Here is a 25,896-nt window from a genome sequence, read left to right as displayed (position 1 = left end):
GGCGTGCGGTCCGTTCGGTGCGGCGGCGGGTGTTAGAATGGGGCGGCATGAGCGGCGCGCCCGTTCGGCTCCGCTTGCCGCGGTCGCGCAAGCCAAACGCAACGAGAAAAATCATCGACAAGCCCTTGAGCAAGTATCCGTATCCCATTCCGAGCCGCGAAGAGATTCTCGGCGTGCTGCGCACGAGCGACGCGCCGCTTGCGGCGAACGACATCGCTGAAGCGCTGTCGATCAAGCGTCAGGAGCGCGAAGGATTTTTCCGTCGCGTCGCCGCGATGGAGCGCGACGGTCAGATCCGTCTCGACAAGCGCGGACATTATCAGTTGACGCATCCGTCCAACTTCGTCGCGGGCCGCGTGCAGGGCCATCGCGACGGCTACGGCTTCGTGATCCGCGACGACGGCCAGGACGACCTGTTCCTGCCGAACGCCGAGATGCAGAAGGTCATGCACAACGACCGCGTGCTCGCGCGGATCGTCGGCTATGACCGGCGCGGCCGGCCGGAAGGGCATGTCGTCGAGGTGACAGAGCGCGCGAACAAGCGCGTGATCGGGCGTCTGCTGAACGAGAACGGCGCGCTCATCGTCGCGCCCGAGGACAAGCGGATCAGCCACGACATCCTCGTCACGCAGAACGTGAAGAAGGCGAAGGTCGGGCAGGTCGTCGTGGTCGAGCTCACCGATTTTCCGAGCCGCCATTCGCAGCCGCTCGGCCGCGTCGTCGAGGTGCTCGGCGACATCGACGATCCCGGCATGGAGATCGAGATCGCGGTGCGCAAGTACGGCGTGCCGCACGAATTCGGCGCGCACGCGCTCGGCGAAGCCGCGGCGCTGCCGGACAAGGTGCGGCCCGCGGATTTGCGCTATCGCGTCGATCTGCGCGACGTGCCGTTCGTCACGATCGACGGTGAGGACGCGCGCGACTTCGACGACGCCGTATATTGCGAGCCCGTCGCGGTCGGCCGTGGCGAAGGCTTCCGGCTCATCGTCGCGATCGCCGACGTGTCGTACTACGTGCAGCCGGGCAGCCCGCTCGACGGCGACGCGGTCGAGCGCAGCACGTCGGTCTACTTCCCGCGCCGCGTGATTCCGATGCTGCCGGAGAAGCTGTCGAACGGGCTGTGCTCGCTGAATCCGCAGGTCGACCGCTGCGTGCTCGCGTGCGACATGATCATCAACGCGCGCGGCGACATCAAGGCGTATCAGTTCTATCCGGCCGTGATCCACTCGGCCGCGCGTCTCACGTATACCGAAGTGGCCGCGGTGCTCGCGAACACGAAGGGGCCGGAGGCCGCGCGCCGCGCCGAGCTGATGCCGCACCTGCAGAACCTGTACGGCGTCTACAAGGCGCTCTTCGCCGCGCGGCAAAAGCGCGGCGCGATCGATTTCGACACGACCGAGACGTACATCGTCTGCAACGCGCAAGGCAAGATCGAGCAGATCCTGCCGCGCCAGCGCAACGACGCGCATCGCCTGATCGAGGAATGCATGCTTGCCGCGAACGTCTGCGCGGCCGATTTCCTCAAGCGCAACAAGCATCCGGGCCTCTACCGCGTGCATGCGGGCCCGACGCCCGAGAAGCTCGAGAACCTGCGCGCGTTCCTGCGCGACATGGGGCTCACGCTGGGCGGCGGCGACACGCCGCACGCGAGCGACTATGCGGCGCTGATGGCGCACATCCGCGATCGGCCCGATGCGCAGATGCTGCAGCCGATGCTGCTACGCTCGATGCAGCAGGCGGTCTACAGCCCCGACAACATCGGCCACTTCGGCCTCGCGTACGACGCGTACGCGCACTTCACGAGCCCGATCCGCCGCTATCCCGATCTGCTCACGCACCGCGCGATCTACGCGATCCTGTCCGGCAAGAAGTACACACCGAAGTCGCCCGAAGGCGTCGAGCTCAACACCGCGCTGTCGCCGCGGGCCCGCGCGATGCAGCGCGAGGACGACGAGGCGCGCGGCCGCGCGCGGTCGAACACGGCGATCTGGGAAGAGCTCGGGCTTCATTGCTCGTCGAACGAGCGGCGCGCGGACGAGGCGTCGCGCGACGTCGAAGCGTGGCTCAAGTGCTATTTCATGCGCGACAAGCTCGGCGAGGAGTACGGCGGGATGGTGAACGGCGTCACGTCGTTCGGCATCTTCGTGCAGCTCGACGCGCTCTTCATCGAAGGCCTCGTGCATGTGACCGAGCTCGGCGCCGACTACTTCCAGTACGACGAAGTGAAGAACGAGCTGCGCGGCGAGCGCACGGGCATCCGCTATCGGCTGTCCGATCGCGTGCGCGTGCAGGTGAGCCGCGTGGACCTCGACGCGCGCAAGATCGATTTCCGGCTCGTGCGCGAAACGCCCGTCAAGGCGCCGCGGCCGGCGGCTTCGGCGGCGGCTGCCGAAGCCGCCGGGCCGCGCGTGCGTTCGCTGCCGCCCGCGGAAGGGCCCGCGCGGCGCAAGAAGGCCGCGAGCGCGCCGAGCGCGGCGGTGAATGAGGCGAGGGCGGCGCGCAAGAAGGGCGCCGCGTCCAAGCCGGCCGCGAAGAAGGCGCGTTCGCGCAAGAAGTACTGATCGAGCGCGCCGCCCGCGAGAGGCGGCGCCGACTGATCGAGACGCCGCGCACCCGGAAGGGCGCGCGGCGCTTTCCATTTTCAATGCGGCCGTGCAATGCGCGGCCGCGCGTTTTGATCGAAGGTTGTTCCAGCCATGTCACGTCTGAAGGTTCTCTACGGTTTTCATGCGGTGACCGCGCGCATGCGGCACGATGCGTCGACGGTCGCGGAGGTGTTCTACGATGCGACGCGCCGCGACCGCCGGATGCAGGACTTCCTGCAGACCGCGAAGGAAGCGGGCGTGCGTCTCATCGCCGCCGACGAGACGCGGCTCTGGGGGCTCGCGCACACCGAGCGCCACCAGGGGGTCGTCGCGCGCGTCGAGGATCTGCCGCTCGCGCAGAACCTCGCCGAGCTGCTCGACGGGATCGCGGGGCCGGCGCTTCTGCTCGTGCTCGACGGCGTGACCGATCCGCACAACCTGGGCGCATGCCTGCGCGTCGCCGACGCGGCAGGCGCGCACGCGATCATCGCGCCGCGCGACCGCGCGGCCGGACTCAATGCGACCGCCGCGAAGGTCGCGAGCGGCGCGGCCGATACGGTGCCGTACATCACGGTGACGAACCTCGCGCGGGCGCTGCGCGAGCTGAAGGACGCGGGGGTGTGGGTGATCGGCACGTCGGACGATGCGACGGCGAGCCTCTACGACACGAAGCTCGACGGCCCGGTGGCGCTCGTGGTGGGCGCGGAAGGCGAGGGGATGCGGCGCTTGACGCGCGACACGTGCGACGAAGTGATGTTCATTCCGATGGCGGGGAGCGTCGAGAGCCTGAACGTGTCGGTCGCGAGCGGCGTGTGCCTGTACGAAGCCGTGCGGCAGCGAGGCGCGAAGAAATAAGCTAAGCGCGCGGCGCGTGCGCGCGCCGCCGACTATGAGCGATGCGCGCGCCGCTTCGTGCGTGACGCGCGACGGCGAACGCCGGCGGCATGCGAGGCGGCGCGCTCGCGCGTATCGCCGCCGCAAGCGCGAGTCCGGTCGCGGAGCGCGAGCGTCGGGTCGGGTCGATCGCGACGCCCGCACGCTTCCGTTTTCGTCGTGACGCGCAGCCGTCATATCGCCGCACCGCGCGCAGTTCCCGTAAAACAGGCGCAAAACGCGCAAGAATACGATCGACGAAGCGTCTAAAATGGGGCGCTCGTGTCGGGTCGAATCGTCCCGACGACCGCAGATTCATCGAGCGCCGTCATCATGAAAATCCCTTTGCGCCATGCGCTTCTCGCGAGCCTCAGCCTGCTCGCCGCCTGTACGGCGCCCACGCTCGTCAATCACGGCGACTACTACGCCGACACGAGCCTGCCCGCGCGCAGCGTCGATTCGCGCATTCGCTTCCTCGTCATGCACTACACCGAGATCGGCGAAGCGCAGTCACTGCACGTGCTCACGCAGGAAAACGTGAGCTCGCATTACGTCGTGTCCGACGCGCCGCGCACCGAGCGCGGCTTGCCCGTCGTCTATCAGCTCGTGCCGGAAAGCGAGCGCGCGTGGCACGCGGGCGTGAGCTCGTGGCAGGGCGCGACCGAGCTGAACGGCGTGTCGATCGGCATCGAGAACGTCAATCGCGGCCCGATCGATACGCCGCACGGCCGCATGTGGGCGCCGTATCCGCCCGCGCAGGTCGACGCGATCGTTCGGCTTGCGAAGGATATCGTCACCCGTTACCAGATTCCGCCGACGCGCGTCGTCGGCCACAGCGACATCGCGCCGCAGCGCAAGATCGATCCCGGCCCGCTGTTCCCGTGGCGCGCGCTTGCGAAAGCGGGCGTCGGTGCGTGGCCCGACGACGCGACCGTCGCCGCGCGCCTCGCGGGCCGACCGCCGAAGTCGCTCGTCGACGTGCGCGAACTGCAACTGAAGCTCGCGCGCTACGGCTATGACGTCGCGACGGACGGCGTGCTCGACGATCGCGCGCGGCGCGTGATCGCCGCGTTCCAGATGCATTTCCGGCCAACCGACTACGCGGGCAATCCCGATGCGGAAACCGACGCGATCGCGCAGGCGCTGCTCGACAAGTACATGTCGTCGCAGCCGGCGCCCGAGCGCGACGTGGCGACGGACGGCGCAAGCGCGGCGAGCGGGGTGGCGGCGCAGTGAACGCGTTCGACGGGCGGCCACGCGAGCGCGCCGCCCGATTCGACGCGGCCGCGTGGGCGAGCGTCAACGCGGCCGAGCGATTGTCAATCTGAGAAACGGCGGGCGTCGGCGCCGCGCGTGGCGTCGCCGTCGCGATCGCATCGAAAAAAGCCGTCAAGCGGAGCGTCTCCGGTAAACTTGCGCTTTTCGCACTTCGATTGCTCGACGCTTCTCATGACACAAGACGAACTCAAACGCCTCGTCGGCGAGGCCGCCGCCCAATACGTGACCGACAACGTGCCGCAAGGCGCGGTGATCGGCGTCGGCACGGGCTCGACCGCCAACTGCTTCATCGACGCGCTCGCGGCCGTCAAGGATCGCTATCGCGGCGCGGTGTCGAGCTCGGTCGCGACGACGGAGCGCCTGAAGTCGCATGGCATCAAGGTGTTCGATCTGAACGAGATCGAGTCGCTGCAGGTGTATGTCGACGGCGCGGACGAGATCGACGGGAGCGGCGCGATGATCAAGGGCGGCGGCGGCGCGCTCACGCGCGAGAAGATCGTTGCTTCGGTCGCCGAAACGTTCGTCTGCATCGCCGATGCGAGCAAGCGCGTCGCGATGCTCGGTCAGTTTCCGCTGCCCGTCGAGGTCGTGCCGATGGCGCGCACCGCGATCGGCCGCCGGCTCGCCGCGCTCGGCGGCGTGCCCGTGCTGCGCGTGAAGCAGGACGGCGCGCCGTACCTCACCGACAACGGCAACGAGATTCTCGACGTGAAGGGCCTGCGAATCGACGATCCGCGCGCGCTCGAAGCGACGATCAACGGCTGGCCCGGCGTCGTGACGGTCGGCCTGTTCGCCGAACGCGGCGCGGATCTGTGCCTGCTCGGCACCGCGCAAGGCGTCGAAACGCTCCGCTACGTGCGGCGTTAATTCAATCATTTGAAAATGAATTTGCTGTGCGAAAGCAATAAAGTCGGTTAAATCCAATCTCAATAAATTCAGATTGCCGACGCTTTCGGCAGGCCTTCGATCCGAGGTCCAGCGAGCTTGCAACAAGCTTGCTGGACCTATTTTTTTAGGGCTGTTTTTTTTCTGGATATAGTAAGAGGGATTACCCTGTCAGGTGTTTACCAGATAGCGGAATTGCGACGAACTCAGCAACGTATCGTTCATAAGAACAAAGGCTGATAGTCATGTCATTTCGATACAGAGGGCCGGCGAGACTGCGAGGGCATTGTGCCAACACAGGTGATGTTCGGGGAGAGGTCTCATGGAGCAGGGAAAGGACCGGTCACTGGTCAGTAAAGTGATGGATGGGCTTGTCACGGGAATCGTCGAGGACAAGTATGGGGGCGTGTTGCCGCCGCAGGACGTGTTGTCGAAGGAGTTCGACGTCAGTCGCACCGTGATGCGCGAAGCGCTCTCGATGTTGCTGGCGCGCGACATGCTGGACGTGCGCCCGAAGGTCGGCACGCGCGTTCGGCCGATGAGCCATTGGAGGATGATCGACGAAGATGTCGTGAACTGGCGTTTCCGGGCGAAGCCCGATCGGCAGTTCCTGCGCGACGTGATCGAGTTCCGGACGCTGATCGAGCCGCGCGCGACCGCTCAGGCGGCAAGCCGCGCGACGGCGGCCGAAATCGCAGGCATTCGGGAGGCATTCGAGCTGTTCAAATTGGCCGAGCCGGGGACGCCGGCATACGACGAGGCGGATGAGCTGCTGCATACGCGCATCGTGCATGCGAGCGGCAATCAGTTCTTCCAACAAATGGCGGCGATCATTCGCGGCGCGCTGCGCGTCGTGAACCCGCGAATGAGCCAGCGCGACGATATTCGCGCGCTCGCGCTCAAGTCGCACGGGCGGGTCGTCGAGGCGATCGAGCGGCGCGATGCGCGCGAGGCGGAAGCGGCCGCGCTCGAGCTGATCGACTACACGGCGGAGGAGATGCGCGACTTCGCGGTCGAGATGCCCGAGCGCAACTGAGCGCCGCGCCGTGTCGCACGCCGGAGGCCGGCCGTTTATCATGACGGCCGGCCGGGCTGCGAGTCCGACGCCGGATATCCTCAGCGACACGGAATTGATTCGATGACCGATTACCAACCGACGCCGATTCGTTTCGGCATCGTCGGCGCGGGCAGCATCGCGCGCCGGTTCGCACAGAGCATCGCGCACGTGCGCGATGCCGTGCTCTCGCACGTGTGGGCGCGCCGCGCCGACGCGGCCGCCGCGTTCTGCGACGCGCACGGCGGCGCGCCGTGCGCGAGCGTCGACGCGCTCTTCGCATCCGAGATCGACGCCGTCTACATCGCGACGCTGAACGACAGCCACGCGCATTACGCGCGCGCGGCGCTCGCGGCCGGCAAGGCAGTGCTCTGCGAAAAGCCCGCGACCGTCAACGCGCGCGAGCTCGACGCGGTGCTCTGCGACGCGCGCGCCGCGAAGCGCCTGTTCATGGAGGCGATGAAGCCGCCGTTCTATCCGCTGTACCGAAAGCTGCGCGCGCATCTCGAGCGCGATCCGATCGGCGACGTCGCGCTCGTGCGTGCGGGCTGCGCGTCATCGACGGTGCCGGCCGATCATCCCGTCTACCGTTTCGAGCAGGCGGGCGGCGCGCTGCTCGACATCGGCGTCTACGAAATGTTTCTCGCTGTCGACTGGCTGGGCGCGCCGCTCGACGTGCAGGCATTCGGTCGCGTCGGCGCGACGGGCGTCGACGTGTTCGCGAGCGTCAACGCGCGGCACGAGCGCGGCGTGTCGCAGCTTTTCTGCGGGCTCGACGTGATGGGGCGCGGCGACGCGCTCCTCGCGGCCGCGGGCGGCTACGTGACGATTCACGAAAACTGGTGGAACCCCGCGCGGGCGACGATCCGCTATGCGGACGGCCGCGTCGTCGAGCTCGACGAGCCGTTCGACGGCGGCGGCCTCAATTACGAGATCGCGCACTTCTGCGAGCTGCTGCGCGCGGGGGAGCTCGAAAGCCCGGTGATGACGCACGATCATTCGCGGCGGATGATCGCGATGACGGATGCGGCGCGCGCGGCGCTCGGCGTGCGCTATCCGATGGATTGACGGGCGACGTGGGCGCTGGACCTGCGCGCCGCCGCGCTTGTGGCGCGCGGCGGCGTCGCACGCGCGATCAATGCCGGCTCGGCAAAGCGAGCCGGCGTTCGTACCAGCGCTGCACCCATTCGAGAATCTGGCACAGCACCCAGTAGACGCCGGCCGCCGCGAGATAGAGCGGCAGCGGCTGATAGGTCGACGCGATGATTTCCTGCGCGCTGCGCAGCAGCTCGGTGACGGTGATCACCGACACGAGCGACGTGTCCTTGATCAGGCTGATGAGGCTGTTCGACAGGCTCGGCACCGCGATGCGCAGCGCCTGCGGGCCGATCACGTAGCGCAGCGTCTGCCGCCACGACAGCCCGAGGCTGTAGGCGGCGAGCCATTGCCCCTTGTCGATCCCGTTGATCGCGCCGCGCATGCTTTCGGACATGTAAGCGGCGACGTTCGCGGACAGCGCGATTACGCCGGCGGGCGTCGGATCGAGCGAGATGCCGAGGCTCGGCAGTCCGTAGTAGACGACGAAGATCTGTACGAGGAGCGGCGTGCCGCGCATCACGCTCACGTACGCGCGCGCGACGCCGGCCAGCACCGCGCTGCGGCCGATGCCCATTAGCGCGAGCGCGACGGCGCCGACGAGGCCGAGCACCATCGACAGCACGGCGAACTTGACGGTCAAAAGCGCGCCCTGGAGGAGGACCGGGAGCGATTGGGCGAGGAGGGAAGTGATCGGCATGTGAAGCGGTGACGAGGCTTACGCGAAAGCGCAATCATAAACCGGACGCGCAATGCAAAGGGCGGCACCGTTGCGGATGCCGCCCTCGTTTGCCGCCGGACGCGGGCGGCGCGACGACGAGCTTACGCGCTCACTTGACGGGCTTCGTCACGTCGATGCCGAACCACTTGTCCGAGATCTTCGTGAACGTGCCGTCGGATTCGAGTTGCGCCATTGCGTCCGCAATCGCCTTCGCGAACTTCGGGTTGCCCTTCTTGTACGGGATGCCGGACGGATTCGCCGAGCCGACGTTCGCGCCCGGGCGCAGCGGCAGCTGCGAGTTCTTCGTCAGGTACGCGAGCATCAGGCGGTCGTTGAGCGCCGCGTCGAGGCGGCCGGCCGCGAGATCGCGCAGATACTCGGGCGCGCCCGGATACGTCTTCACGTCGATGCCCGGCACCGACTTCGCCATGTCCATGTAATTCGTGCCGAGCGCGACGCCGAGCTTCTTGCCCTTCAGCTCTTCGAGCGACTTGAACTGGCGCGCGTCGTCCTTGCGCTGGATCAGTTGCGCGGACGAGTAGGTGTACGCCGGCGAGAAGTCGAGCGTTTCGCGGCGCTTGTCGGTGATGCCGACCTGGTTGACGATCACGTCGAACTTGCCCGCCTGCAGGCCCGCGATGATGCCGCTCCATTCGGTCGTGACGAATTCGGGCTTCACGCCGAGCTTCGCGGCGATCGCCTTGGCGATGTCCACGTCGAAGCCGACGAGCTCGCCTTGCGGGTTCTTCGAGTTGAACGGCGGGAACGTGCCTTCGAGGCCGATCCGCAGCGTGCCGCGTTGCTTGACTTCGTCGAGCAGATCCGCCGCGTGCGCGGTGGCGGCGACGAACGACGCGCCGATCAGGCCGGCGACCAGAAGCTTCTTCAGCGACGCAATTTTCATTGTGTTGTTTCCTTGCCTGGGAGGGGGTCTTCGATGAGGCCCTGATATCGATCGCGCAATGGTAGCGAAATAACAATCGATATCTAAATATCGTTTGTTTATTTCTATATCACCGCGCTTGCTCGCGAGCGATCGCCTTCACGCATTCGGCGACGAGCGCCGGGCCGCGATAGATGAAGCCCGTGTACACCTGCACGAGCGACGCGCCCGCCGCGAGTTTCGCACGCGCGTCCTCGCCGGAGAAGATGCCGCCCACGCCGATGATGGGCACGGCGTCGCCGAGCTCCGCGCGCAGCTTGCGGATCACCGCGTTCGACGCGTCGAACACCGGCCGCCCGGACAGCCCGCCCGCTTCGTCGGCGTGCGGCAGGCCCTTCACGGCGTCGCGCGACAGCGTCGTGTTGGTCGCGATCACGCCTTCGATCTGGTGGCGCAAGAGCGTCGCGGCGATCTCCTTCACCTGCTCGTCGTCGAGGTCCGGCGCGATCTTCAGCGCGAGCGGCACGAGCTTGCCGTGCAGGTCGGCGAGACGCCGCTGCTTGTCCTTCAGCGCGGCGAGCAGCGCGTCGAGCTCGCCCGCGCCCTGCAACTGGCGCAGGTTCTTCGTATTCGGCGACGAGATGTTGATCGTCACGTAGCTCGCGAACGGATAGACGCGCTCGAGGCAGTACAGGTAATCGTCGGCCGCGCGCTCGATCGGCGTGTCGGCGTTCTTGCCGATGTTCAGCCCGAGCACGCCGCGATAGCGCGCCGCCTGCACGTTCTTCACGAACTGGTCGACGCCGCTGTTGTTGAAGCCCATCCGGTTGATGATCGCTTGCGCCTCGGGCAGCCGGAACATCCGCGGGCGCGGATTGCCGGGCTGCGCGCGCGGCGTGACCGTGCCGACCTCGATGAAGCCGAAGCCGAGCGCGGCGAAGCCGTCGATCGCCGCGCCGTCCTTGTCGAGGCCGGCCGCGAGTCCGACCGGATTGCGGAACTCGAGCCCCATCACGGTGCGCGGCGCGTCGGGCACGTGCGAGGAGAGCGCGCACGCGAGGCCGGTGCGGCCCGCGGCGCCGAGCATGCGCAGGGTCAGATGATGGGCGTCCTCGGCGTCCATCTTGAAGAGAGACGCGCGGGCAAGCGGATAGAGGGAGCTGAACACGGAAGAGGCGGCGGCAGCCGAAAAATTGACAACCCGGTATTTTAGCCGAGAAGCGCCGGCGCGCCTTCGCAGGGCGGGCGGCGGCGCACGTGCGCCACGCCGTCAGCGCGTGCCCGAATGGCCGCCCGGCAGCGGCGCGCGCGCGAACGCGGCATCGACGGGCGGCAGGTCGACGAGCGTCGGATCGAGCACTTTCCAGCGGCCGTCGACGAGCCCTTCGAGCGGATGGAAATTCGCCTTGTACGCCATCTTCGGGCTCTCGCGAATCCAGTAGCCGAGATAGACGTACGGCAGGCGCAGGCTCTTCGCCTGCTCGATCTGCCAGAGGATGTTGTAGGTGCCGTAGCTCGCGTGCGGCTCGTCGGGATCGAAGAACGTGTAGACGGACGACAGGCCGTCGCCGAGGATGTCGATCATGCTGACCATGCGCAGCGCGCTCGCTCCGTCCTGCGCCGGATCGAGATCGCGGAACTCGACGAGCCGCGAGTTGATCCGGCTCTGCAGCAGAAATTGCTCGTATTGATCGCGGCTGTCGCGATCCATGCCGCCGCCCGCGTGGCGCGCCGACTGATAGCGCATGTAGAGCGCGTAATGCTCTTCGTCGTAATGGAGCGGCGACACCGTCGCGACGAGCGCGCGATGACGCTTCCATGCGCGCCGCTGCGTGCGGCTCGCCTTGAACGCGTCGACGGGCACGCGCACCGGCACGCACGCACGGCAGCCGTCGCAGTAGGGGCGGTACGTGAACACGCCGGAGCGGCGAAAGCCTGCCTTGACGAGCTCGGTGTAGATGTCCGAATTGATCAGATGACTGGGCGTCGCGACTTGCGAGCGCGCGATGCGCCCGTCCAGATAACTGCACGGGTAGGGGGCCGTCGCATAGAATTGCAACGCCGAAAGCGGTGAAAGCGGCAGCTCAGTGGGATGAGTCATGGGCAGCTCTCGATGTATTGATGTTTTGCCGCGCTAACGATCGAACGCATCCGCTGCCGTCGCCGAAGCGGCATGGCCGAGCAGCCCGGCGACGACGGTCTTGTCGAACCGCCATGGTATCGGCGCTTCGCCGACGGCGCGGCGCACGTGGGCGACGAACGCCTTGCGCGCGATTTCCCGGCCGCCGAGCGACGCCAGATGCGACGTGTTCTGCTGGCAGTCTATCATTTCTACCCTGTGCTCGCGCAGGTGCGCGACGAGCGCCGCGAGCGCGATTTTCGACGCGTCGCTCACGTCCGCGTACATCGATTCGCCGAAGAACATCCGGCCGAACGACACGCCGTAAAGGCCGCCCACGCGGCGGCCGTCGAGCCAGGTTTCGATGCTGTGCGCGTCGCCCGCGCGGTGCAGCGACGAATACGCGTCGACGATCTCCGCGGTGATCCACGTACCGCGCTGTCCGGGCCGAGGCGCCTGCGCGCACGCGCGCATCACGCCGGCGAAGTCGCTGTCGACGCGAATCTCCCAGCGCGGCTCGCGCAGCACGCGCTTGAGCGTCTTTCTGAACGTCGCGGAAATCTTGAATTCGGTGGGCGCGAGGATCATCCGCGGATCGGGGCTCCACCAGAGCACCGGCTGGCCGTCCGAATACCACGGGAAGATGCCGCGCCGGTACGCGTCGATGAGGCGCGACGGCAGCAGGTCGGCGCTCGCGGCGAGGAGGCCGGGCGCGCCGCTCGCCGCGCCGAGCGCGCGCTCGACGCTCGGAAACGGATCGTCGGGGCCGAGCCAGGGAACCATGCGCGCGCCTAGCCGTTGCGCAGCGAGCGGAAGATGTCGCCCGTGTGGACGCCGTAGTCGCCCGCCTCGCGGTCGGCGAAGAAGAACCGCAGCGTCTGGCTGACGGTCGGGAACGCGATGTCGTCCCACGGAATGTCCGCTTCGTCGAAGAGCCGCACTTCGAGGCTTTCCTCGCCCGCCTCGAAAGACGGATCGACGAGGCGCGCCAGATAGAAGAGATGCACCTGATGGACGTGCGGCACGTTCAGCAGCGTGAAGAGATTCTGCACCTCGACGCGCGCGCCCGCTTCCTCGAGCGTTTCGCGCGCCGCGGCCTCGGCCGTCGTCTCGCCCATCTCCATGAAGCCCGCGGGCAGCGTCCAGAAGCCGTAGCGCGGCTCGATCGCGCGCCGGCACAGCAGCACCTGCTCGCCCCACACGGGAATCGTGCCCACGACGTTGCGCGGGTTCTGATAGTGGATCGTGCCGCAATGGTCGCAGACAAAGCGCTCGCGATTGTCTCCCGGCGGGATGCGCGCAATGACTTCGTGACCGCAAACGGAACAGAATTTCATAGGAAGGGGATGGGAAATGGTGATGCGAGTGTATCACCGGGCGGGGGCATTCTCGAACGCTCGCCGTGGAGCGCCGTGCCGAACGGCGCGTGCGCGGCGGCGCGTTCGCGACAGGCTTTTCGCGCGATCGCGGTTGCCCGCGCTCGCGCGTTGCGCTTTCGTTCGGCGCGTGTCGCGCCGGCTGCGCGCGATGGCGTTCGGATGCAGATCGGCGACGCAATCGAGCAGGCGCCCGAAAAGCAAAAAGCCCACCGTTGAGGGCGGGCTTTCTGATCGGTTTCGACGTGGATTCGTCCGTTTCCGCATGATCGCGCGCTCGGCGCCGCTTGCGAAAAACCTGGCTTGGTTGCGGGGGTAGGATTTGAACCTACGACCTTCGGGTTATGAGCCCGACGAGCTGCCAGACTGCTCCACCCCGCGTCCGTCGAAAGATGAAATTATAAGGAGATACCCGGAGAAATGCAACACCTTCCTGACGATTTCCGTTCGCCGCCGCGCCCGAACGGCTCGGAAGCGGCGCTGCGCTAGAATCGGAGCGTTTCGCCTGACTGTTTCGCCTGACTGTTTCGCCGGCCGCACCGCACGGGCCGCGCAGCGCGCCGGCCGCCCGAGGCGGCGCGGCATTTCCTTCTCGCATTTTCGCTATCGTTCGCACACACGCGTCATGGACATCGCTCTCGATCTGCAGTCGATCGCCGTACAGGAAAAGACCCTCGTGTTCCCGCAGTTCGACGCCGCGCGCGCATGGGCGCTCGGCTCGCAGCTGCGCGAGCTCGCGCTCGCGCGCGGCCATGCCGTCGCGATCGACGTGCGCACGTTCGGGCAGCCGTTCTTCTTCGCGTTGCTCGACGGCGCGACGCCTGACAACGTCGATTGGGCGCGCCGCAAAGGCAATGTCGTCGCGCATTTCCGGCGCAGCTCGTATGCGGTCGGCCTGCGGATGCAGCAGGCCGGTGCGACGCTCGCCGACAAGCACGGGCTGTCCGCGTCCGAATACGCGTCGCACGGCGGCGCGTTTCCGCTCGCGGTGGCCGGGGCGGGCGTGATCGGCTCGGTGACGGTGTCGGGGCTGCCGCAGCGGGGCGATCACGAGCTCGTCGTCGAAGCGCTGTGCGCGCAGCTCGGCCACGCGTACGAAACGCTGGCGCTCGTGAGGAGCTGACGCGATGCAACTGCCCAGCTATGCATGGCTCGCGATCGCGATCGTCGCCGAGGTGATCGGCACGTCGGCGCTGCGCGCGGCCGAAGGTTTCACGCGGCTCTGGCCGACGCTCATCGTCGCCGCGGGTTACGGCACCGCGTTCTATTGCCTGTCGCTGACGCTCAAGAGCATGCCGGTGGGCGTCGTGTATGCGATCTGGTCGGGTGCGGGCATCGTGCTCATCACGCTCGTCGCCGTCGTGCTGTATCGGCAGGTGCCGGACTGGCCGGCGGTGGTCGGGCTCGCGCTCATCGTCTCGGGCGTGGTGGTGCTCAATCTCTTTTCGAAAATGCAGGCGCATTGACGGCCGCGCCCGCCCACTTCCCATCGTCATGAACGCTTCCCTTACCGATTCGCCCGAGGCTGATGTCCGCGCGCACGTCGCGAACCGCATCGGCTTTCTCGAACTGAACCGTCCGCAAGCGCTCAATGCGCTGTCGACCGGCATGATCCGCGCGCTGCACCGCGCGCTCGACGCGTGGCGCGACGATCCCGGCGTGCTCGCGGTCGTGATCCACAGCCCGCATCCGCGCGCGTTCTGCGCGGGCGGCGACGTGCGCTTCTTCCACGATGCGCACCGGCGCGGCGATCAGGCGTCGATCGACACGTTCTTCATCGAAGAGTATTCGCTGAACCACGCGATCTTCACCTATCCGAAGCCGTACATCGCGCTGATGCACGGCGTCGTGATGGGCGGCGGGATGGGCATCTCGCAGGCGGCGAAGCACACCGGCGGGCTGCGCGTCGTCACGGACTCGACGAAGATGGCGATGCCGGAGACGCGCATCGGGCTCTTTCCCGACGTCGGCATGAGCTGGTTTCTCGCGCGCACGCCGGGCGCGCTCGGCCGCTATCTCGCCGTCACCGGCGCGACGCTCGACGCGGCGAGCGCGCTGTATGCGCAGCTTGCCGACGCGTATCTGCCGGATGCGGCGCTGCCGGCGCTCATCGACGCGCTGCGCACCGAGCGCTTCGACGACGGCGCGGCGGTGACGGCGCGCGTCGCGGCCGAAGCGGCGCGGCACGCGCCGGCGCCCGCGCCCGACGCGTCGACGCTCGCGGCCGCGCGCGCGTCGATCGACAGGCATTTCGCGCGGGCCGACGTCGCCGCGATCGCCGCGTCCCTCGACGCCGAGCGCGACGCTTCGGTGCGCAGCGCGTGGCTCGACAAGGCGCGCGATGCGATGCGCGGCGGCGCGCTGTCGCCGCTGTCGATGGCGGTGTCGCTCGAAGTCGTCGAGCGCGCGCGCGGCGCGACGATGGCGGATTGCCTGCGGCGCGATCTCGACCTGACGCGTTCGACGTTCGCGCGCGGCGACGTGATCGAAGGCGTGCGCGCGGTGATCGTCGACAAGGATCACGCGCCGAAGTGGCGTTATCCGACGATCTCGGACGTGACGGCGGAGGTGGTCGCGAGGATGTTCGAGAGCCCGTGGCGCGCGGACGAGCATCCGCTCAGAGGTTTGCGCGACTGACGGCGGGGCGTTGCGCGGGTTGCGTGGTGCGCGGCGACGCATGCGAAGGCGAGGAAGCGAGGAGGCCGTCGGCCTCGACCGCCGACGAGCACGCTCCGCGGTTTCCGCGCGCTTCCGGGCGCGCCATGCACGGGGCCGCGCGCGCATAGCGCGGCGCGCCCGATGCTGCACGACGCGGCGCGGGTCATTCGATCGGCGCTCGACGAGCGCGTCACGATCGATCCGAACGATCGCCTCGTCGAAGACAATTCAACCGATTCGCCGAAGGCTCCCCGGCCGACGCGCCGAGAATTTTTTCGACCGCCGCGACGCGGAAACGTCGATCCGTCGGCGACCGCGGCCATCCGCCATCCATTCAGGTATCGGCGCGATCGTCCGTCGAACGATGGACGATCTTCGCGTCGCGCGCGGTCAGCGCGGCGCGCGACGGCGGTGGTGAACGCCGCGCCCGATCGGCGGCGCTCACGCGTCGTCGCCGTTGTCCGACATGAACGCTCGCATGAACACGAGCGCGCCCCAGCCCCAGACGGCGTTCGCGACGAAGCCGACGACGAGGGGCGGCAGCATGTTGCCGGCCGGCCAGAAGCCGCGCAGCGGATCGATCGCGAACACGCGCGCGGCGGTGAGCACGATGCCGCCGAACATGAGCGACGGCACCCATGGCGCCGCGCGCTCGGGCGACACGCGCAGCAGCCACGCCATCAGGATCGCCCAGCACGCGCTCATGATCGCGTTCGCGACGAATTCAGGAATGCCGAGCGGGACGAACGGCACGGTCGAGAAGCCGGTCGCGTCGATGAGGCCGGCCGTATGCAATAGCGCGAGCGTCGCTTCACGGAAGAAGAGCGCGGCGAGAAAGCCGGACAGAAACGGCAGGATCACTTTCTGCATCGAGAGCGTCACGTAAAGGCGCGGCGCCGTGCGGCGCGCGCCGGGTTGTTAGGGACTTGGGCAACATTATAGGGGCCCGTGCGCCCATATTCGCTGCAGCAGCACGCTATGCACGAAAGCGGAAAACCTAAGCTCAAAAAAATCGTTCCTATACGAAACCGCGCTCCCTAGACTGGTTCCCCAGAGACGGCCGGGCCGCCCATCGCGCGAAAGCGCACGCAAGCCGAGCGGTTCGCCGCGGCATGCGTTCCCCAACTCATCCGCGAGTGCCGCGCCGCCGCCCACTTCTTCGCACGATCAGTCAGGCAGGAGCATCGCATGAATGTGTTTTGGTTCATCCCCACGCACGGCGACAGCCGCTATCTCGGCACGGCCGAGGGCGCACGCGCCGCGGATTACGATTACTTCCGGCAGGTCGCCGTCGCGGCCGACACGCTCGGCTATGACGGCGTGCTGCTGCCGACGGGCCGCTCGTGCGAGGATGCGTGGGTCGTCGCGTCGAGCCTCATTCCGGCGACGAAGCGCCTGAAATTCCTGGTCGCGATCCGGCCGGGGTTGTCGTCGCCCGGGCTGTCCGCGCGGATGGCGTCGACGTTCGACCGGCTCTCCGACGGGCGCCTGCTGATCAACGTCGTGACGGGCGGCGATTCGGCCGAGCTCGAAGGCGACGGCCTCTTCGCCGATCACGACACGCGCTACGCGATCACCGACGATTTCCTGCACATCTGGCGCAAGCTGCTCGCCGAATCGCACGAGAACGGCAGCGTCGATTTCGACGGCGAGCACCTGCAGGCGAAGGGCGGCAAGCTGCTGTATCCGCCCGTTCAGCATCCGCATCCGCCGCTGTGGTTCGGCGGCTCGTCGCCCGCTGCGCACGCGATCGCGGCCGACCACATCGATACCTATCTGACCTGGGGCGAGCCGCCCGCCGCGGTCGAGAAGAAGATCGCCGACATTCGCGCGCGCGCGGCCGAGCGCGGCCGCCAGATCAAGTTCGGAATCCGCCTGCACGTGATCGTGCGCGAGAGCGAAGAGGAAGCGTGGCGCGACGCCGATCGCCTCATCAGCCGGCTCGACGACGACACGATCGTGCGCGCGCAGCAGGCGTTCTCGAAGATGGATTCCGAAGGTCAGCGCCGGATGGCCGCGCTGCACGGCGGCAAACGCGGTTCGCGCCAGGAGCTCGAGGTCTATCCGAATCTGTGGGCGGGCGTCGGGCTCGTGCGCGGCGGCGCGGGGACGGCGCTCGTCGGGAATCCCGAGCAAGTCGCCGCGCGGATGCGCGAATACGCGGCGCTCGGCATCGAGACGTTCATCCTGTCCGGCTATCCGCATCTCGAGGAATCGTACCGCTTCGCCGAGCTCGTGTTCCCGCTCGTCAAGGGCGGCGGCGGCGCGCGTCGCACGGGGCCGCTGTCGGGGCCGTTCGGCGAAGTCGTCGGCAATCAGTATCTGCCGAAGGCGAGCCAGAGCTGAGCGGGGAGGGCATCGACATGGCAACGACGCATTCAAGCCCGAGCTTCGCCGTGCGCCGCGCCGGGCAAGCCGCGCGCGCGATCGCGCCGTGGCTCGTGCCGCTCGCGCTCGTGCTCGCGTGGGAATTCGCCGCGCGCTCGGGCGCGCTGTCGAGTCGCGTGCTGCCCGAGCCGTTCGCCGTCGTGCGCGCCGCGTGGGCGCTCGTCGAATCGGGCGACATGTGGGCGAACGTGAAAGTCAGCACGTGGCGCGCGCTCGTCGGCTTCGTGATCGGCGGCGGCGTCGGGCTCGCGCTCGGCCTCGCGACCGGGCTCTCGAAGGCGGCCGAAGTCGCGCTCGACTCGACGATCCAGATGATCCGCAACATCCCCGCGCTCGCGATGATTCCGCTCGTGATCCTGTGGTTCGGCATCGACGAGAAGGCGAAGCTCTTCCTCGTCGCGCTCGGCGTGTTCTTCCCGGTCTACATCAACACGTATCACGGAATCCGCTCGGTCGACGCGGGCCTCGTCGAGATGGCGAGGAGCTACGGCGTGAAGGGCTTCGCGCTCTATCGCGACGTGATCCTGCCGGGCGCGCTGCCGTCGATTCTCGTCGGCGTGCGATTCGCGCTCGGGCTGATGTGGGTGATGCTGATCGTCGCCGAGACGATCTCCGCGCAATCGGGCATCGGCTACATGACGATGAACGCGCGCGAATTCTTGCAAACCGACGTGGTGGTGGTCGGCATCCTGCTGTACGCGGTGCTCGGCAAGCTTGCCGACGTGCTCGCGAAATGGCTCGAGCGCGCGACGCTGCGCTGGCACCCCGCGTATCAACCGGGAGCCCAGGCATGAACGGAACCACGCTGGCCGCCACGTATGGCCCGATCGCGGGCGCGGATCTCGAGGCCGAGCTCGCGCAGCCGCGCACCACGGACGGCGACGCGCAGGACGCCGCGGTGCTGGAGCGCGACGGCGGCGCGCACGTGCTGCCGTTCGCGTCGGGCGGCGAATTTCGCCGTGCGCCGCGCGACGGCGCCGCGGACGCATCGGTGCGCCTGCAACGCGTGAGCAAGCGCTACGGCGAGCGGACCGTGCTCGCCGACGTCGACCTGTCGATCGAGCGCGGCAGCTTCGTCGCGATCGTCGGCCGCAGCGGCTGCGGGAAATCGACGCTGCTGCGGCTCGTCGCGGAGCTCGAGACGCCGAGCGCCGGCACGCTCGTCAAGCATGGCGAAGGCGGCGGCGCGCTCGATACGCGAATCATGTATCAGGATGCGCGCCTGCTGCCGTGGAAGACCGTGCTGCAGAACGTGATGCTCGGTCTCGGGCGGCGCGCGAGGGACGATGCGCGCGCCGTGCTCGACGAAGTCGGGCTGCTCGCGCGCGCGAACGACTGGCCCGCGCAACTGTCGGGCGGCCAGCGGCAGCGCGTCGCGCTCGCGCGGGCGCTCGTTCACCGTCCGCAACTGCTGCTGCTCGACGAGCCGCTCGGCGCGCTCGATGCGCTCACGCGCATCGAGATGCATGCGCTGATCGAGCGCCTCTGGCGCGAACATCGATTTACCGCGCTGCTCGTCACGCATGACGTTCAGGAGGCGGTTGCGCTCGGCGACCGGATTCTGCTCATCGAGGCGGGCAGGGTCGCGTTCGATCAGCCGGTGCCGCTCGAGCGGCCGCGCGCACGCGCGTCGGCGACGTTCGCCGCACTCGAGGAGCGCGTGCTGCAACGCGTGCTGACGGGCGCGGACGCGGCCAATACGGCGCCGGCCGCCGCGCTTGCGGACGGCGTGCGCGGCCGCGCGGCCGCCGCGGGCGGATTGCGCTGGGCGGTATGACGGGCGCGCGGCGCTCGCGCCGCCGCCTGCGCGATCGAACCGGTCGCATCGATCAATCAGACGAACCATTCGGAGCGAATACTCGATGAGCATCACGGCAATCAACGTACGAAATCAATTCCGAGGCAAGGTGAAGGAGATCATCCGCGGGCCCGTCGTGTCCGAAGTCGACGTCGACACGCCGTTCGGCATCGTCACGTCGGTCATCACGACGCGCTCGATCGACGAACTGGAGCTGAAGGTGGGCACCGAGGTAGTGGCGCTCGTCAAGTCGACTGAAGTATCGATCGCCCGCCTCTGAGCGGGCGGCCGCCTCGGCTACGTCCGACCGGCGCGGCGCGGCTTCTCGCGCCGGCCCGGCGCCGCTTGCGTCGTTTTTCCCGGCATGTGCGAAAGTGCTAGGATGGAACGAAACCGACGGCGGAGGCGGGCCATGTTTCCTACCCTGAGTCCAGAAGCGATCGAAGCGCTGAAATGGATCGACCAGTTCGGCTCCGGCCGGCCGCTGCCGGCGGGTTTCCGGCTGGCGCTCGAAGAGCTTCTGAACGACGGCTTCGTCTATCAGAGCGGCCCGGACCGGGCCGACATCACCGACGACGGCAAGGCTTACCTGTCTGAAGCGTACGATTGACGGAGGCGGCGCGCGCCGCAGGACTTGCCCGCGACGACGCAGGCGCACGAACCGTCCGGGTTCGGGAGGCGGCGAAATGGAACCGAAAGGCAATGACATCGGCGACTTCGGCGAGTCCTACAAGGGCTACGAGATCGAAGTGAAGACCGAGCAGGTGTGGGCGGGCGAGAAGGCGCATTACCGGGTGCTGCAGGGCGGCACGGTGATGATCGACTGGCGGCTCGTGCATATCGACGGGCTGCTGCTCAGCGAGCGCAGGGTGATCGAGCAGACGCTCGCCGTCGCGCGATCGGCGGTCGACCGGGAGTTGCTGGGCGCGGGCGTCGTCTGACGGGATTCGGCTTGGGTCTTGATGGTCGTGTGACGGCCGTGCGGCGGTCGTGGCGGCGCGATCGGTCCGCGGATCGTGCGGGCGTGAGCGCGTGGCGTGATCCGATTCGGGCGGAGCGTCGGGGGCGGGACGCGCGTCGTTCGCGCCGTGGTGGCGGGATGCGGCGCGCCGCAGGCGGGAATCGGATCGATCCGCGCGATCGAACCGGTTTTCACGAGAGTGCTTAACTGGCGATACAAATATTCACAAAGAATCGGCATGCCGCCCGGCGCGCGTCGAATATACTGCAAGGGCATCTTCTCCTCGTGCCAAAGGATCTGATGCAAAAGAAGGCCCCGGCTGCGTAATGCGGTTGGGGCTTTCGCGTTTTGAGCGTCGGAGTCTTGCGCGTCGGATTTCCGGAGATTCGATCGATGAGAGGGCGGCGCGCGAATGATGCGCGACGAGTCGCCCGCGATGAAGGTGATTCGATGCTTCGCACGCGATGCGTGCATTGAGGCCGACGCGACATCCGGGCGACTTCGGAAGGTTCACGCCTTTGCGATCATGATCGAGGTTCGATTGCCGGCAAGCCGGCGACTATGGCGTCATGTTCTTGGCGAGAGGGCGGCAACGCACATTCGTCGGGATGCAGGCGAAAGAGGGAGTGCGCAAGGCGAAAGCGGCGAACACGGCTGCGTGAAGAAAGCGAATCCCCGGGAAAGCGAATCCGCGGCGTCGCTCCGACGTTATCTGGCCGCAGAAAGCAAAACAGGCGCCGAAGCGCCTGTTTTGCTTTGAAACTCTGGGGTGGCTGATGGGACTCGAACCCACGACGACAGGAATCACAATCCTGGACTCTACCAACTGAGCTACAGCCACCACTATTTTTCTCCGCTAATTCGCCGCAGCGGCGGCATCAACGAAGAAGCGAGATTATACAAACGCTGTTTAACTTTGCAAAGCCCTTTTTTCAAAAAATTCTTCCGGGCTTGCAAGGTGCGCGCGCGCTTCGTCGAAGATCGACAGATCGCCGCGTGCGAGGCGCTTGTTGTCCGACAGCACGCGGCGCCAGCCGCGCGCGCCCGCGACGCCGCGATACAGGCCGAGCGCATGCCGGACGATCGCGCCGAGATACGTGCCGCGCGCGAGCTCGGCCGCGGAGTATTCGACGAGCTTCGCCTCGATTGCTTCGCGCGTCGGCGCCGGCGCTGTCGCGCCATAGAAGCGTGCGTCGACATCGGCGAGCACGTACGGATTGTGATAAGCCTCGCGGCCGAGCATCACGCCGTCGACGTGCTGCAGATGCCGCTCGACTTCGTCGAGCGTCGTGATGCCGCCGTTGATGACGATCTCGAGCTGAGGAAAGTCGCGCTTCAGTCGATACGCATAGTCGTACTTGAGCGGCGGAATCTCGCGGTTTTCCTTCGGCGACAAGCCCTTCAGGATCGCGTTGCGCGCGTGCACGACGAATACGCCGCAGCCGGCCGCGGCAACCGTGCCGACGAAGTCGCGCACGAACGCATAGTCGTCGATTGCGTCGACGCCGATCCGGTGCTTGACCGTCACGGGGATCGACACTGCATCGCGCATCGCCTTCACGCAATCCGCGACGAGTTGCGGCTCGTTCATCAGGCACGCGCCGAATGCGCCGCGCTGCACGCGCTCGGACGGGCAGCCGCAATTCAGGTTGATCTCGTCGTAGCCCCAGCGTTCGCCGAGCTTCGCGGAATGCGCGAGGTCGGCGGGCTCGCTGCCGCCCAGTTGCAGCGCGACGGGCGCTTCGTCGGGCGTGAATGCGAGATGGCGCGCGACGTCGCCATGGATCAGCGCGCCCGTCGTCACCATTTCCGTGTAGAGCCACGTGTGGCGCGAGATCGTTCGGTGAAACGAACGGCAATGGCGATCGGTCCAGTCCATCATCGGGGCGACGGACACCCGGCGTGGGCTGAGGGCAGGCGAGGCGGACATAGGCGGGACTGAAATGGCGCGGCGGCGCGTGAACAACCCGGTATTTTACTTCAATGCGGCCGACGAGCTGGCGTGCCGTGTGGCGCGTCCTCCATCCGCGGCTAATGTGCCGGCGGAGCGCGCATGTGGGTGCGCATATGAACGCCGCTTGCGGCGAGACGAGTCTTCACTCGTTCCTCGCGCACGTCTGGCTTTTCGTTTCCGGAGCAATTCGCAAGACGCTGCGATGCGTGGCTCGGCGGACGCGCTGCTCGCCCGCGATGCCGCGGCAAGCCGGCGCGCTGCGAGCAAGGGCGGCTGTCCGCATTGGACGTCGGCGCGACGAGACGGCAAAGGGCCGCTATGCGTCGTCGCCGAATGAGATGCGGAAGTGTGCCGATGCTGCGCTTGCCGCATTCGGCTACGTGGGCGGGGGCAACGGTTCCTGCGCCTGCGCCGATCGCGATCCCGTGGATCTGAAGCCGTGACGCGCGTTTTCAGGGCGGCCAACGGTGATCGGCGCGAACCTGGCGAGCTTGCGGCGGTGCCGCCGCATTGGCTCGCCGGGCCGCCGCCCGGGAGCGTCGCATTGCACGGACGGCCGGCCTGGCGACGCCGGGCCAGCCCGCGCAAGCGGCCACCGCTATACGCGCTCCGTGATTCGCGGCGGCTCGCTCGACGCCATGCCGCCATCCGAGCCGGAGTCGGCGTCGGCGTCGTCGCGCGGGTCGCCGAGCTGGCCTTCCCACTTCGCGACCACGGCGGCCGCGATCGAATTGCCGACCGCGTTGGTCGCGGAGCGGCCCATGTCGAGGAACATGTCGACGCCCATGATCAGCAGCAGCCCCGCTTCGGGCAGGTGGAACTGGTTGAGCGTCGCCGCGATCACGACGAGCGACGCGCGCGGCACGCCCGCCATGCCCTTCGACGTCAGCATCAGCAGAAGCAGCATCGTGATCTGCGTGCCGAGCGGCAAATGGACGCCGTACACCTGCGCGATGAACAGCACCGCGAACGTGCAGTACATCATCGAGCCGTCGAGGTTGAACGAATAGCCGATCGGCAGCACGAAGCTCGAGATCTTGCGGTTCACGCCGAAGCGGTCGAGCGCGTCGAGCAGTTTCGGATACGCGGCTTCCGAGCTCGCGGTCGCGAACGACAGCAGGAACGGCTCGCGGATCAGGCGGATCAGCGTGAACGTGCGCTTGCCGAGGAACACGATGCCCGCGAGCGTGAGCACGCCCCACAACAGCGCGAGCGCGATGTAGAAGCTGCCCATGAACTTCGCGAACGTGAGCAGGATGCCGAGTCCTTCCGTCGTGATCGTCGACGCGAGCGCTGCGAACACCGCGACGGGCGCAAACCACATCACCGCGCCCGTGACCTTCAGCATGACCTGCGCGAGATCCTCGATCACGCCGGTCAGGCGCTTGCCGGTGTCGCCGAGCGCGGACAGCGCGGTGCCGAAGAAGATCGAGAACACGACGATCTGCAGGATCTCGTTGTTCGCCATCGCCTCGGCGATCGATTTCGGCACCAGGTGGATCACGAAATCCTTCAGCGTGAACGAGTTCGTTTTCAGGTTGACGGCGGCATCGGTGGCGGGCAGCGGCAGGCTCAGATGGCTGCCGGGCTGCAGGATCGTCGCGGCCATGAGGCCGAGCAGCAGCGACGTGAACGACGCGATGACGAACCAGCCCAGCGCCTTCACGCCGACCCGGCCGACCGCTCCCGTGTCGCCCATGTGCGCGATGCCGACCGTCAGCGTCGCGAACACGAGCGGTGCGATGATCATCTTGATGAGACGCAGGAACACGTCGGACAGCAGCGAGACGTAACCGGCGATTTCCTTCGCGATCAGCGGGTCCGGAAACGCGCTATGGCAGCCATAGCCGACGGCGATGCCGAGGATCATCGCAATCACGATGTACGAGGTGATGTTGCGTCTATTCTTCATGAGGAATCCAAATTGCACGGCGGATGTTGCAAATGACGGCGCCGCCGCCGGCGTGCAATCAGTGGACTTGGAATCTGAGCTGTTCGCGCGCCTTCCGGTACGGCACGCACCAGGCAATTCTTGCGGGACGCGCTCGGCAGGAAGCGGTCGCTGGGTGCAAGAGGCGATATGTTACCTCAATCGCCCGGATTGCTTTCAAAAGCGAAAGGGTTTGCTCGGGGTTTCGCTTGTCGCGCGGGCGGCGCGGCTGCTTCGACGGGCGCGCGGTGCGGCGCGGCGGCGGCGATGCAGGGGGCTTGTTTGGGCGGTTGGCGGTCGCGGTTGGGCCGAAACGCGGCTTGGACGAAGCGGCATCGGTGGCAAATGCTCGTTTGCGTGTGCGCGGCGACGTTTCCATGCGTGTCGCGTCCCGTCGTTTCGGTGCGCAGGGCGTGCCTGAAATCGTGGCCGGCGTGTGCGTGCGCGCTCCGTGACGAACCGGTTCGCTCGGCGGGCTGTGGTGCGGCTACTGGATACGGCAGGAAGGCCTGCAATTGACGCACATCGCGCGCGTCGTCTGGTCGATCGCCGCCTATCTGCTGTTCCAGTTTGCGCGGTCCCGGGCAGGCGCGCTTCGCGCACGTTCCGCGTCGCGAAGCGTGCGCATGCGTGTCGAGCGCATCGCACGCGCTCGCTTTCGCTCACGCAAGCGGCAAGCGACAGGCGACATCATCGTCGACGCAGCGGCGTCCGTCCGCCGCCCGCCGTCACTCGACTTCGTCCGTTTGCCGCGCGATCCAGCCCGGCCCCGGCAGCGGCTCGACTTCCCGCGGATCGATCGGCTCGCCGCATTCGGAGCACACCATCACCGGCTGCATCACGTGCCCGCATTTGCGGTGCCGCAGCACGACGGGGGGGCCGTTGCCGTCGTCCTTCCAGCGGTCTCCCCACGCGGTGAGCGCGAGCAGCACCGGATAGAGATCGAGGCCTTTCTGCGACAGCCGATATTCGAAGCGCGGCGGCCTGTCCTGATATGCGCACTTCGCGAAGATGCCTTCGTCGACGAGCCGTGCGAGCCGCTCGGCGAGCACGTGGCGCGTGAGTCCCAGCTGCGTCTGGAACGCCTCGAAGCGGCGATGGCCGAGAAACGCGTTGCGCAGGATCAGCATCGTCCAGCGGTCGCCGAGCACGGCAAGCGTGCGCGCGACCGAACACGGCATCGAGCCGACGTCGTCCCATTTCATGATCCGATTCCGTATAGGCAGGGAAAGTGCGTTCGATTATAGAACGCACGCTCGAACCGGCGGCGCCTTCGTGTGTTGACAGCGGTTGAGCGTCTGCGAATAATGGGCGCCATCATAAGTTCTTTTTCGGAAC

At 67.3% G+C, this 25,896-nt stretch carries 27 protein-coding genes and 2 tRNA genes; 17 read left to right on the top strand and 12 right to left on the bottom strand.

Annotated features, from left to right (window positions below; genetic code table 11):
• Positions 1-125: 125 nt before the first annotated feature.
• The 6 genes from rnr (at position 126) to WT60_RS11370 (ending at position 7,743) form a co-directional block, all read left to right on the top strand.
• Positions 126-2,561: a ribonuclease R gene (gene rnr / locus WT60_RS11395; RefSeq protein WP_060356005.1), complete on the top strand. Its 2,436-nt coding sequence runs from the start codon at positions 126-128 to the stop codon at positions 2,559-2,561.
• A 135-nt stretch (positions 2,562-2,696) separates the two neighbouring features.
• Positions 2,697-3,440: a 23S rRNA (guanosine(2251)-2'-O)-methyltransferase RlmB gene (gene rlmB / locus WT60_RS11390; RefSeq protein ID WP_038743197.1), complete on the top strand. Its 744-nt coding sequence runs from the start codon at positions 2,697-2,699 to the stop codon at positions 3,438-3,440.
• Between the two features lie 351 nt (positions 3,441-3,791).
• Positions 3,792-4,694: an N-acetylmuramoyl-L-alanine amidase gene (locus tag WT60_RS11385; protein ID WP_059670372.1), complete on the top strand. Its 903-nt coding sequence runs from the start codon at positions 3,792-3,794 to the stop codon at positions 4,692-4,694.
• A 213-nt stretch (positions 4,695-4,907) separates the two neighbouring features.
• The gene (gene rpiA, locus WT60_RS11380; RefSeq protein ID WP_038743339.1) at positions 4,908-5,603 is read left to right on the top strand and encodes a ribose-5-phosphate isomerase RpiA; all 696 of its coding nucleotides are present in this window, start codon (positions 4,908-4,910) and stop codon (positions 5,601-5,603) included.
• A gap of 340 nt (positions 5,604-5,943) precedes the next feature.
• Entirely contained in the window at positions 5,944-6,657 is a 714-nt protein-coding gene (locus WT60_RS11375; protein WP_038743194.1) for an FCD domain-containing protein, read from the top strand.
• A gap of 102 nt (positions 6,658-6,759) precedes the next feature.
• Complete coding sequence (locus WT60_RS11370) at positions 6,760-7,743, top strand: Gfo/Idh/MocA family oxidoreductase (RefSeq protein ID WP_038743192.1); 984 nt, start codon at positions 6,760-6,762, stop codon at positions 7,741-7,743.
• Between the two features lie 67 nt (positions 7,744-7,810).
• Here WT60_RS11370 and WT60_RS11365 read toward each other — a convergent pair whose 3' ends face one another.
• From WT60_RS11365 to WT60_RS11340, 6 genes are all read right to left on the bottom strand, one after another.
• Positions 7,811-8,470, bottom strand: coding sequence for an amino acid ABC transporter permease (locus WT60_RS11365; protein WP_038743190.1), 660 nt, complete (start codon positions 8,468-8,470; stop codon positions 7,811-7,813).
• A gap of 130 nt (positions 8,471-8,600) precedes the next feature.
• Positions 8,601-9,395 carry a cystine ABC transporter substrate-binding protein gene (locus WT60_RS11360; protein WP_038743188.1) on the bottom strand — a complete coding sequence of 265 codons (795 nt, stop codon included), beginning with the start codon at positions 9,393-9,395 and terminating at the stop codon, positions 8,601-8,603.
• 109 nt (positions 9,396-9,504) lie between these two features.
• Positions 9,505-10,542, bottom strand: a complete 1,038-nt coding sequence (locus tag WT60_RS11355; RefSeq protein ID WP_038743186.1) for a quinone-dependent dihydroorotate dehydrogenase — start codon at positions 10,540-10,542, stop codon at positions 9,505-9,507.
• Positions 10,543-10,644: 102 nt separating this feature from the next.
• Positions 10,645-11,475: an arginyltransferase gene (locus WT60_RS11350; RefSeq protein WP_038743184.1), complete on the bottom strand. Its 831-nt coding sequence runs from the start codon at positions 11,473-11,475 to the stop codon at positions 10,645-10,647.
• Between the two features lie 33 nt (positions 11,476-11,508).
• On the bottom strand, positions 11,509-12,276 hold the full coding sequence (gene aat / locus WT60_RS11345; RefSeq protein ID WP_038743182.1) for a leucyl/phenylalanyl-tRNA--protein transferase: 768 nt from the start codon (positions 12,274-12,276) through the stop codon (positions 11,509-11,511).
• 8 nt (positions 12,277-12,284) lie between these two features.
• Complete coding sequence (locus WT60_RS11340) at positions 12,285-12,830, bottom strand: NUDIX hydrolase (RefSeq protein ID WP_038743180.1); 546 nt, start codon at positions 12,828-12,830, stop codon at positions 12,285-12,287.
• Between WT60_RS11340 and WT60_RS34420 the strand changes: the two genes are divergently transcribed.
• Positions 12,747-13,088, top strand: a complete 342-nt coding sequence (locus WT60_RS34420) for a hypothetical protein (protein WP_186448592.1) — start codon at positions 12,747-12,749, stop codon at positions 13,086-13,088. The two genes, WT60_RS11340 and WT60_RS34420, sit on opposite strands and share 84 nt — an antisense overlap.
• 85 nt (positions 13,089-13,173) lie before the next feature.
• Here the strand turns inward: WT60_RS34420 and WT60_RS11330 are convergent.
• A tRNA-Met gene (locus tag WT60_RS11330) sits at positions 13,174-13,250 on the bottom strand.
• Positions 13,251-13,494: 244 nt separating this feature from the next.
• Between WT60_RS11330 and WT60_RS11325 the strand changes: the two genes are divergently transcribed.
• Genes WT60_RS11325 through WT60_RS11315 form a run of 3 tightly spaced genes read left to right on the top strand, consistent with a single transcriptional unit; the run spans position 13,495 to position 15,506 of the window.
• Positions 13,495-13,992, top strand: coding sequence for a heme-degrading domain-containing protein (locus tag WT60_RS11325; RefSeq protein WP_060356006.1), 498 nt, complete (start codon positions 13,495-13,497; stop codon positions 13,990-13,992).
• A 4-nt stretch (positions 13,993-13,996) separates the two neighbouring features.
• Complete coding sequence (locus tag WT60_RS11320; RefSeq protein WP_038743174.1) at positions 13,997-14,335, top strand: multidrug efflux SMR transporter; 339 nt, start codon at positions 13,997-13,999, stop codon at positions 14,333-14,335.
• Between the two features lie 28 nt (positions 14,336-14,363).
• Complete coding sequence (locus WT60_RS11315) at positions 14,364-15,506, top strand: enoyl-CoA hydratase/isomerase family protein (RefSeq protein WP_038743172.1); 1,143 nt, start codon at positions 14,364-14,366, stop codon at positions 15,504-15,506.
• Between the two features lie 462 nt (positions 15,507-15,968).
• Here the strand turns inward: WT60_RS11315 and WT60_RS11310 are convergent, their stop codons facing one another.
• Positions 15,969-16,397: a hypothetical protein gene (locus WT60_RS11310; RefSeq protein WP_059575153.1), complete on the bottom strand. Its 429-nt coding sequence runs from the start codon at positions 16,395-16,397 to the stop codon at positions 15,969-15,971.
• 318 nt (positions 16,398-16,715) lie between these two features.
• Between WT60_RS11310 and ssuD the strand changes: the two genes are divergently transcribed.
• The 7 genes from ssuD (at position 16,716) to WT60_RS33580 (ending at position 21,434) form a co-directional block, all read left to right on the top strand.
• On the top strand, positions 16,716-17,873 hold the full coding sequence (gene ssuD, locus WT60_RS11300) for an FMNH2-dependent alkanesulfonate monooxygenase (protein WP_038743170.1): 1,158 nt from the start codon (positions 16,716-16,718) through the stop codon (positions 17,871-17,873).
• Positions 17,874-17,890: 17 nt separating this feature from the next.
• Positions 17,891-18,709 (top strand): aliphatic sulfonate ABC transporter permease SsuC, encoded by an 819-nt coding sequence (ssuC, locus tag WT60_RS11295; RefSeq protein WP_038743168.1) that lies wholly within the window; start codon positions 17,891-17,893, stop codon positions 18,707-18,709.
• A complete protein-coding gene (locus tag WT60_RS11290) occupies positions 18,706-19,692 on the top strand; it encodes an ATP-binding cassette domain-containing protein (RefSeq protein WP_038743167.1) in 987 nt (328 codons plus the stop codon). The genes ssuC and WT60_RS11290 overlap by 4 nt, the downstream gene beginning before the upstream one ends.
• A gap of 85 nt (positions 19,693-19,777) precedes the next feature.
• Positions 19,778-19,993, top strand: coding sequence for a molybdopterin-binding protein (locus WT60_RS11285; RefSeq protein ID WP_006026606.1), 216 nt, complete (start codon positions 19,778-19,780; stop codon positions 19,991-19,993).
• Between the two features lie 132 nt (positions 19,994-20,125).
• The gene (locus WT60_RS11280; RefSeq protein ID WP_038743165.1) at positions 20,126-20,323 is read left to right on the top strand and encodes a hypothetical protein; all 198 of its coding nucleotides are present in this window, start codon (positions 20,126-20,128) and stop codon (positions 20,321-20,323) included.
• 76 nt (positions 20,324-20,399) lie between these two features.
• On the top strand, positions 20,400-20,654 hold the full coding sequence (locus tag WT60_RS11275; RefSeq protein WP_038743163.1) for a hypothetical protein: 255 nt from the start codon (positions 20,400-20,402) through the stop codon (positions 20,652-20,654).
• Between the two features lie 432 nt (positions 20,655-21,086).
• Positions 21,087-21,434, top strand: a complete 348-nt coding sequence (locus WT60_RS33580; RefSeq protein WP_145986773.1) for a hypothetical protein — start codon at positions 21,087-21,089, stop codon at positions 21,432-21,434.
• Between the two features lie 5 nt (positions 21,435-21,439).
• Here WT60_RS33580 and WT60_RS11265 read toward each other — a convergent pair.
• From WT60_RS11265 to WT60_RS11245, 4 genes are all read right to left on the bottom strand, one after another.
• A tRNA-His gene (locus WT60_RS11265) sits at positions 21,440-21,515 on the bottom strand.
• A 69-nt stretch (positions 21,516-21,584) separates the two neighbouring features.
• Positions 21,585-22,604 carry a tRNA dihydrouridine(20/20a) synthase DusA gene (dusA, locus tag WT60_RS11260; protein WP_060356007.1) on the bottom strand — a complete coding sequence of 340 codons (1,020 nt, stop codon included), beginning with the start codon at positions 22,602-22,604 and terminating at the stop codon, positions 21,585-21,587.
• A 622-nt stretch (positions 22,605-23,226) separates the two neighbouring features.
• Positions 23,227-24,540 carry a dicarboxylate/amino acid:cation symporter gene (locus tag WT60_RS11255; RefSeq protein WP_059648195.1) on the bottom strand — a complete coding sequence of 438 codons (1,314 nt, stop codon included), beginning with the start codon at positions 24,538-24,540 and terminating at the stop codon, positions 23,227-23,229.
• A 746-nt stretch (positions 24,541-25,286) separates the two neighbouring features.
• Positions 25,287-25,763 carry a helix-turn-helix domain-containing protein gene (locus tag WT60_RS11245; protein ID WP_038743129.1) on the bottom strand — a complete coding sequence of 159 codons (477 nt, stop codon included), beginning with the start codon at positions 25,761-25,763 and terminating at the stop codon, positions 25,287-25,289.
• Positions 25,764-25,896 lie beyond the last annotated feature (133 nt).

Source organism: Burkholderia sp. MSMB617WGS (assembly GCF_001532025.2).
Lineage (GTDB): Bacteria > Pseudomonadota > Gammaproteobacteria > Burkholderiales > Burkholderiaceae > Burkholderia > Burkholderia savannae.
This window is presented reverse-complemented; position numbering and strand designations above follow the sequence as displayed.